This window comes from Geodermatophilus sp. SYSU D00663 (assembly GCF_054050655.1).
In genome coordinates, this window is record NZ_JBJGZT010000039.1 from 24,557 (window position 1) to 31,532 (window position 6,976).

8 protein-coding genes are annotated in these 6,976 nt (G+C 74.5%); 4 read left to right on the top strand and 4 right to left on the bottom strand.

Features of this window, described 5'->3' with window-relative positions:
• Window positions 1–15: 15 nt before the first annotated feature.
• Together ACI79Z_RS21555 and ACI79Z_RS21560 are read right to left on the bottom strand one after the other, a co-directional pair.
• Entirely contained in the window at window positions 16–453 is a 438-nt protein-coding gene (locus ACI79Z_RS21555) for a hypothetical protein (RefSeq protein WP_456903938.1), read from the bottom strand.
• A 286-nt stretch (window positions 454–739) separates the two neighbouring features.
• Window positions 740–1,279 carry a hypothetical protein gene (locus ACI79Z_RS21560; RefSeq protein ID WP_456903940.1) on the bottom strand — a complete coding sequence of 180 codons (540 nt, stop codon included), beginning with the start codon at window positions 1,277–1,279 and terminating at the stop codon, window positions 740–742.
• Between the two features lie 177 nt (window positions 1,280–1,456).
• Between ACI79Z_RS21560 and purS the strand changes: the two genes are divergently transcribed.
• The 4 genes from purS to ACI79Z_RS21580 are packed head-to-tail and all read left to right on the top strand — an operon-like array spanning window position 1,457 to window position 5,090.
• Window positions 1,457–1,696, top strand: a complete 240-nt coding sequence (gene purS, locus ACI79Z_RS21565; protein WP_387992145.1) for a phosphoribosylformylglycinamidine synthase subunit PurS — start codon at window positions 1,457–1,459, stop codon at window positions 1,694–1,696.
• A gap of 3 nt (window positions 1,697–1,699) precedes the next feature.
• Window positions 1,700–2,371: a phosphoribosylformylglycinamidine synthase subunit PurQ gene (gene purQ / locus ACI79Z_RS21570; protein WP_387992148.1), complete on the top strand. Its 672-nt coding sequence runs from the start codon at window positions 1,700–1,702 to the stop codon at window positions 2,369–2,371.
• Window positions 2,368–4,701 (top strand): phosphoribosylformylglycinamidine synthase subunit PurL, encoded by a 2,334-nt coding sequence (gene purL, locus ACI79Z_RS21575; RefSeq protein ID WP_456903943.1) that lies wholly within the window; start codon window positions 2,368–2,370, stop codon window positions 4,699–4,701. Before purQ ends, purL begins: the two co-directional genes overlap by 4 nt.
• Window positions 4,701–5,090 carry a sterol carrier family protein gene (locus ACI79Z_RS21580; protein ID WP_387992154.1) on the top strand — a complete coding sequence of 130 codons (390 nt, stop codon included), beginning with the start codon at window positions 4,701–4,703 and terminating at the stop codon, window positions 5,088–5,090. The genes purL and ACI79Z_RS21580 overlap by 1 nt, the downstream gene beginning before the upstream one ends.
• 57 nt (window positions 5,091–5,147) lie before the next feature.
• On the opposite strand, the gene ACI79Z_RS21585 is transcribed toward ACI79Z_RS21580, so the two are convergent.
• Window positions 5,148–5,306: an MFS transporter small subunit gene (locus ACI79Z_RS21585; protein ID WP_387992157.1), complete on the bottom strand. Its 159-nt coding sequence runs from the start codon at window positions 5,304–5,306 to the stop codon at window positions 5,148–5,150.
• Complete coding sequence (locus ACI79Z_RS21590) at window positions 5,303–6,721, bottom strand: OFA family MFS transporter (RefSeq protein WP_387992160.1); 1,419 nt, start codon at window positions 6,719–6,721, stop codon at window positions 5,303–5,305. The genes ACI79Z_RS21585 and ACI79Z_RS21590 overlap by 4 nt, the downstream gene beginning before the upstream one ends.
• Window positions 6,722–6,976 lie beyond the last annotated feature (255 nt).

A 6,976-nucleotide genomic window follows, 5' to 3' on the forward strand; every position in this document is an offset into this window, starting at 1 on the left:
AGGTCCCGGTGGCCATCAGGCGCTGGTGCCGGTCAGCGTCACGGGCACGGTGAAGGTGGCGCGCTGGCACTCGTTCGGTGCGGTCGGCAGCATCCGCACGACGTCCGGGAACGTCACCGTCTGGACCGCCGAGTCCTCCTCGAGCCGGATGGGCTGGGCGAGGGTCACGGTGGTCTGGACGGGGACGACGCTGCCCGCCGCGCAGCCGCCGGTGACGGTCCCGTACTGCACGGTGGTGAGGGTGACGGCGTAGGGGTTGGGGTTGCGCAGCCGCAGGACGACGTCGCCGGTGCCCCCGGGGTAGAGGTCGGCGACCGGCTCGGCCTGGTCGTCGACGAGGATCGGCTGCGCGCTCAGGGCCGTGGCGTCGGCGTCCCCGTCGCCCTGCGCGACCCAGGCGGCCGTCGCCGCCCCGCCGCCGCCGCCGAGGAGGACCGTGCCGGCCGCGACCACCGCCAGCCGGCGGCACGCGCGGGACCGCGTCCGGGCGTGGCGGCCGCTCGCGGGGCGGGCGTGGCGTGCGGGAGCAGGCCGTGCCGGAGCGGCGCGGTGCCGCCCTCGCGACTGGCGGGTGCTCACGGGACCTCCGGCGGATGACGTGGGCTGCGGGGGACCTCGACCCCGGCAGGCGGACCATCGGCTCGGCGCGGCCGGTGCTCGAGGGACCGCCGGGACGGGACCGGGACGGGTCGGTGCCACCGCCCGGCCGCCGCGCGGTGCGCCGGCCGGGCGGGACGGGTCAGGCGACCTGGAGGCCCTCGACCGTGACGCGGACGCTGAAGGTCGCGCCCTTGCACTCGTCGGGCGCGGCGAAGGTCATGGCGACGGCGTCGGCCAGCGTCAGCTCGTGCCAGTTGCCGTCGGAGAGCGTCACGGAGCCGGGGATCGGCATCGAGGCCGCCACCGCCGAGACGCTGTCCTGCGGGCAGTCGCCGCCGGCGGTCACGGTGCCGAACCTCGCGGTCTGCAGCACCACCGGATAGGGGTTGGGGTTGCGCACGCGGACCACCACGTCACCCGTCGTGCCCGGGTACAGGTCGGCGACCGCCGCGGCCTGGTCGTCGACCTGCAGCCGGTCGGGGGCGATCGCCTGCGCGTCACCAGGGCCCTCGCCGGAGATGCTCCAGGCGGCCATGGCGGCGCCACCGCCGAGCAGCACGACGCCCCCGACCGCGGCAGCGGTGACCCGGCGCCGGCGGGACGTCGGGCGCCGGTGGGACGTGGGAGCCGACCCGGCCTCGACGGCGCGGTGCCGGCCCTGGGACTGGCGGATGCTCACGGGTGTCTCCGGTTCCTCGGCGGTCCGGGACGGTCGCCCGGCTGGGGTGGAGTCGTCGCCCGAGCAGGTGACCTTGACCACGCCGGGTGGCTCCTCACCCCCGGGGGTGAGGACGGGGGTGCGGGTCACCTCCCCGGCGGCGACCGGGTGCCCACGGGGACCGGTTAGCCTGGAGCCGTGCCGCAGGTGGTCGTCGACGTCGTCCTCAAGCCGGAGATCTCCGACCCGCAGGGGCAGGCGGTGCTCGGCGCACTCGGCCGCCTCGGCCACACGCAGGTCACCGGGGTCCGCCAGGGCAAGCACTTCGTCCTCGACGTCGAGGGCACCCCGGACGAGGCGGAGCTCAAGCAGATCGCCGAGACGCTGCTGGCCAACCCCGTCATCGAGGACGTCGAGCTGCACCTGCCGGGGGCCTGAGCCGTGCGCATCGGTGTCATCACCTTCCCGGGTTCCCTCGACGACGTCGACGCCGCCCGCGCGGTGCGGCTGGCCGGCGCCGAGCCCGTCGTCCTCTGGCACGCCGACCACGACCTCGAGGACGTCGACGCCGTCGTCCTGCCCGGCGGGTTCTCCTACGGCGACTACCTGCGCGCCGGCGCCATCGCCGCCCGCGCGCCCCTGGTGCAGGACGTCGTCGACCGGGCGCGGAAGGGCATGCCGGTCCTCGGCATCTGCAACGGCTTCCAGATCCTCTGCGAGGCGGGGCTGCTGCCCGGCGCGCTCACCCGCAACAGCCACCTGCACTTCCGCAACCGGGACCAGCGGCTGCGCATCGAGCGGGCGGACACCGCGTGGACCTCGGCCTACGCCGAGGGCCAGGAGATCGTCGTCCCGGTCAAGAACGGCGAGGGCCGCTACGTCGCCGCGCCGGCCGAGCTCGAGCGGCTCGAGGGCGAGGGCCGGGTCGCGGTCCGGTACGTCGGCGGCAACCCCAACGGCAGCCTGCGCGACATCGCGGGGGTCACCAGCGAGGACGGCCGGGTCGTCGGGCTCATGCCCCACCCCGAGCACGCCGTCGAGGACCTCACCGGACCGTCGACCGACGGGCTCGGCTTCTTCACCAGCGTCCTGAAGGCGGTCGTCAGCGCATGACGCAGGGTCTCTCCGACCTCGACACGGGCCCCGGCCCGCTGGCCGACCGGCTCGACACCGTCGCGCTCGCGGAGAGCACCCCGGACGTCGGGCAGCCCTTCGCCGAGCTCGGACTGAAGAGCGACGAGTACGCGCGGATCCGCGACATCCTCGGCCGCCGGCCCACCACCGCCGAGCTGGCCATGTACTCGGTGATGTGGAGCGAGCACTGCTCCTACAAGAGCTCCAAGGTGCACCTGCGCCGGTTCGGCGACCTGCCGCGCAGCGAGCACCTCCTGGTCGGCATCGGCGAGAACGCCGGCGTCGTCGACGTCGGCGACGGCTACGCGGTCACCTTCAAGGTCGAGTCGCACAACCACCCCAGCTACGTCGAGCCCTATCAGGGCGCGGCCACCGGGGTCGGCGGCATCGTCCGCGACATCCTCACCATGGGCGCCCGGCCGGTCGCCGTCATGGACTCGCTGCGCTTCGGCCGGGCCGACGCCCCCGACACCGCCCGGGTGCTGCCCGGCGTCGTCGCCGGCGTCGGCGGCTACGGCAACTGCCTGGGCCTGCCCAACATCGGCGGCGAGCTGCTGTTCGACGAGTGCTACGCCGGCAACCCGCTGGTCAACGCACTGTGCGTCGGCGTGATGAGGCACGAGGACGTCCGCCTGGCCAAGGCCGAGGGCGCCGGCAACAAGGTCGTCCTGTTCGGTGCCCGCACCGGCGGTGACGGCATCGGCGGCGTGAGCGTGCTGGCGAGCGAGACCTTCGACCAGGAGGGTCCGGCCAAGCGGCCGAGCGTGCAGGTCGGCGACCCGTTCACCGAGAAGCTGCTCATCGAGGCCTGCCTGGAGATCTTCACCGCCGACCTGGTCACCGGCATCCAGGACCTCGGCGGCGCCGGGCTGTCCTGCGCCACCTCCGAGCTGGCCAGCGCCGGCACCGGCGGCATGCACGTCGACCTCGACCGCGTCCCGCTGCGCGACAGCACCCTGACGCCCGCCGAGATCCTCATGAGCGAGTCGCAGGAGCGCATGTGCGCGATCGTCGAGCCGGCCAAGGTGGACGCCTTCCTCGCCGTCTGCCGCAAGTGGGACGTGCTGGCCACCGTCATCGGTGAGGTCACCGACGGCGACCGGCTCACCGTCGACTGGCACGGCGAGCGCATCGTGGACGTCCCGCCGCGCACCGTCGCCCACGAGGGCCCGGTCTACGAGCGGCCGATGCAGCGCCCCGCCGACCTCGACGCCCTGCAGGCCGACGACCCGGCCGCGCTGCCCCGCCCGGCCACGCCTGAGGAGCTCACCGCGCACTGGCTGGCCGTCGTCGCCAGCCCCGACGGCGCGGACAAGACCTGGGTGACCGAGCAGTACGACCGCTACGTCCGCGGCAACACCGTGCTCGCCCAGCCCGACGACGCCGGCGTGGTCCGCATCGACGAGGACACCCACCGCGGCATCGCCCTCGCCCTGGACGGCAACGCCCGCTTCGCCCGGCTGGACCCCTACGCCGGCGCGCAGCTCAACCTCGCCGAGGCCTACCGCAACGTCGCCGTCACCGGCGCCCGGCCGCTGGCGGTCACCAACTGCCTGAACTTCGGCTCCCCCGAGGAGCCCGAGGTCATGTGGCAGTTCGCCGAGGCCGTCCGCGGCCTGGCCGACGCCTGCCGCGCCCTCGGCCTCCCGGTCACCGGCGGCAACGTGAGCCTCTACAACCAGACCGGCGACGTCGCCATCAACCCGACGCCGGTCATCGGCGTCCTGGGCGTGCACGACGACGTCCGCACGCGGGTCCCCACCGGCTGGCGGGCCGCCGGCGAGACCGTGCTGCTGCTGGGCGAGACCCGGCCGGAGTTCGGCGGGTCGGCGTGGGCGAGCGTCGTCCACGGCCACCTCGGCGGCCGCCCGCCGGCCGTCGACCTCGAGGCCGAGCGCACCCTCGGTGAGCTGCTCGGGGCCCTGGGTCGCGAGGGCCTGGTCACCTCCGCGCACGACCTCGCCGACGGCGGCCTGGCCCAGGCGCTGGCCGAGTCCGCGCTGCGGTACGGCACCGGGGCGACGCTGCGGCTCGGAGACGACGCGTTCACCGCGCTGTTCAGCGAGTCCGGCGCCCGCGCCGTCGTCACCACGACCGACCCCGAGGCGGTGCGCACCACCGCCGAGTGGGCCGGCGTCGCGGTCACCGAGCTCGGCACCACCGACGGCGACGTCCTCGCCGTCGAGGGCGTCGGCGAGCTGCCGCTGGCCGAGCTCCGGGCGGCGTGGACGGCGACCCTCCCGGCGCTGTTCGGGTCGCCGGAGGCCACCGTGGGCACCGTCCCGGCGGGCACCGTCCCCACCAGCTGATGCCCGCGCAGCAGCCGATCCCCGCCGAGGAGCTGCGCGCCGCCGTCGACGCCGTCCGCCCCTGGCTGGCCGGGGAGGCCGAGCAGCCCCCGCGGTCGGTGCTGGGCGCTGCGGTGAAGACGACCGCGCGGTGGCTGGCCCAGCAGGTGCCCGGCCGCTCGGTGGAGCTGCGGGTGCCGCCGCACGTCGCCGTCCAGCTGGTGCCCGGGCCGCGGCACACCCGGGGCACCCCGCCGAACGTCGTCGAGACCGACACGGCCACCTGGCTGCGGCTGGCCACCGGCGGGCTCGGCTGGGCCGAGGCCGTCGCCGGGGGGCTGGTCAGCGCCAGCGGCAACCGCGCCGACCTGTCCGCCCACCTGCCGCTGCCTCCGCTGCGGCGGGCGTGACGACGTGCAGGTCCGCGGAGGTGCACGGCGCACCTCCGCGGACCTGCACGGAGGACCTCAGCCGGTGAACAGCGTCAGCGCGGTCTTGACCGTCTGGTACAGCCCGTAGGCCAGCGGGACGCCGACCAGCGTCCACGCGAACGCGATCAGCCCGGTGGGCGTGTGCACGGGCTGCTGCCCGTCGGGCGAGGTCGTCTTCGACAGCGGCGTGCTCATCGGGCGGCGCTCCGTTCCGGGGTCGAGGGGGCGGCCGGGGCGGCGTCGCGGTGCGGCTCGTGCCACTTGCTGGCCACCGGTCGCACCAGCAGGTTCGCGACGAACCCGACGGCGAGCAGGCCGACCATGATGAACAGCGCCGGCCGGTAGTTGGCCGCCACCAGGCTGCCCGGCTCACCCTGGGTGTCCAGGACGCTGTTGACGATCAGCGGCCCGGCAACACCGGCCGCCGACCACGCGGTGAGCAGCCGGCCGTGGATGGCGCCCACCTGGTAGGTGCCGAACAGGTCGCGCAGGTAGGCCGGGACGGTGGCGAACCCGCCGCCGTAGAACGAGATGATCACCGCGGCGAGCAGCACGAACACCCAGGTGGCGCTGTTGCCGATGGTGGCCAGCGCGACGTAGAGCAGCAGGCCGACGCCGAGGTAGACCATGTAGATCGGCTTGCGGCCGATGTAGTCCGACGTCGAGGACCACACGAAGCGGCCGGCCATGTTGCCCAGCGACAGGACCCCGACGAAGCCGGCCGCCGCGGTCCCGGCCACCAGCGACGTGTCCCCGGTGCGGAAGAAGTCCTGGATCATCGGCGCGGCCTGCTCGAGGATGCCGATGCCCGCTGTGACGTTGCAGAACAGCACCACCCAGAGGAGCCAGAACTGCGGGGTCTTGATCGCGTTGTTGGCCGAGACGCTCTCGGTGGTGACCAGGGCCTTCTGCTTGATCGTCGACGGGTCGAAGCCGGCGGGCTTCCAGCCCTCGCCGGGCACCCGCACGATGGAGGCGCCGAACATCATGAAGACCAGGTAGAGCGCGGCGAAGGTGAAGAACAGCGCCGCGACGGCGTCCCCGTTCGGCACCGAGCCCTGGGTGCCGGGGTCGTAGGCCGGGTCGTACCAGCTCATCACCTGCCGGGACAGTGGCGAGGCGATCAGCGCGCCGCCGCCGAAGCCCATGATGGCCATGCCGGTGGCCAGGCCCGGCCGGTCGGGGAACCACTTGATCAACGTGGAGACCGGCGAGATGTAGCCGATGCCCAGGCCGATGCCACCGATGACGCCGTAGCCGAGGTAGACCAGCCACAGCTGGCGGGTCTCGATCCCCAGCCCGCCCACGAGGAAGCCGGTGACCCAGAGGCAGGCCGCGGTGAACATCGCCGCGCGGGGGCCGTTGCGGTCGACCCACGTCCCGAACAGGGCGGCCGACAGGCCCAGCATGACGATGGCGATCGAGAAGATGATGCCGATCGCCGTCAGCGACGTGTCGAAGTGCTCGACCAGCGCGGGCTTGTAGACGCTCGTGGCGTAGGCCTGCCCGATGCACAGGTGCACCGCCAGGGCCGCCGGCGGGATCAGCCAGCGGTTGAAGCCGGGACGGGCGACGATGCGCTCACGGCGCAGGAAGCCGGGCAGCGCCACGGGGGACCTCCACGGGGACGACGACTGTGGGGAACGCTACGGCCGGGTCCGGGAACCTGCCCGTCGGGGCGGGGTTCCCGGCCAGCGGGAGCAGCGGGCGCGGACCCCGCCGGGCCGCCCATAGGCTCCCGGCATGGCCTACGAGGTGAGGGGCGTCGTCGCCCGCGGCAAGGGAGAACCGGTCAGCGTCGAGACGGTCCTGGTGCCCGATCCGGGGCCGGGGGAGGCGGTGGTCGACGTCGCGGCCTGCGGCGT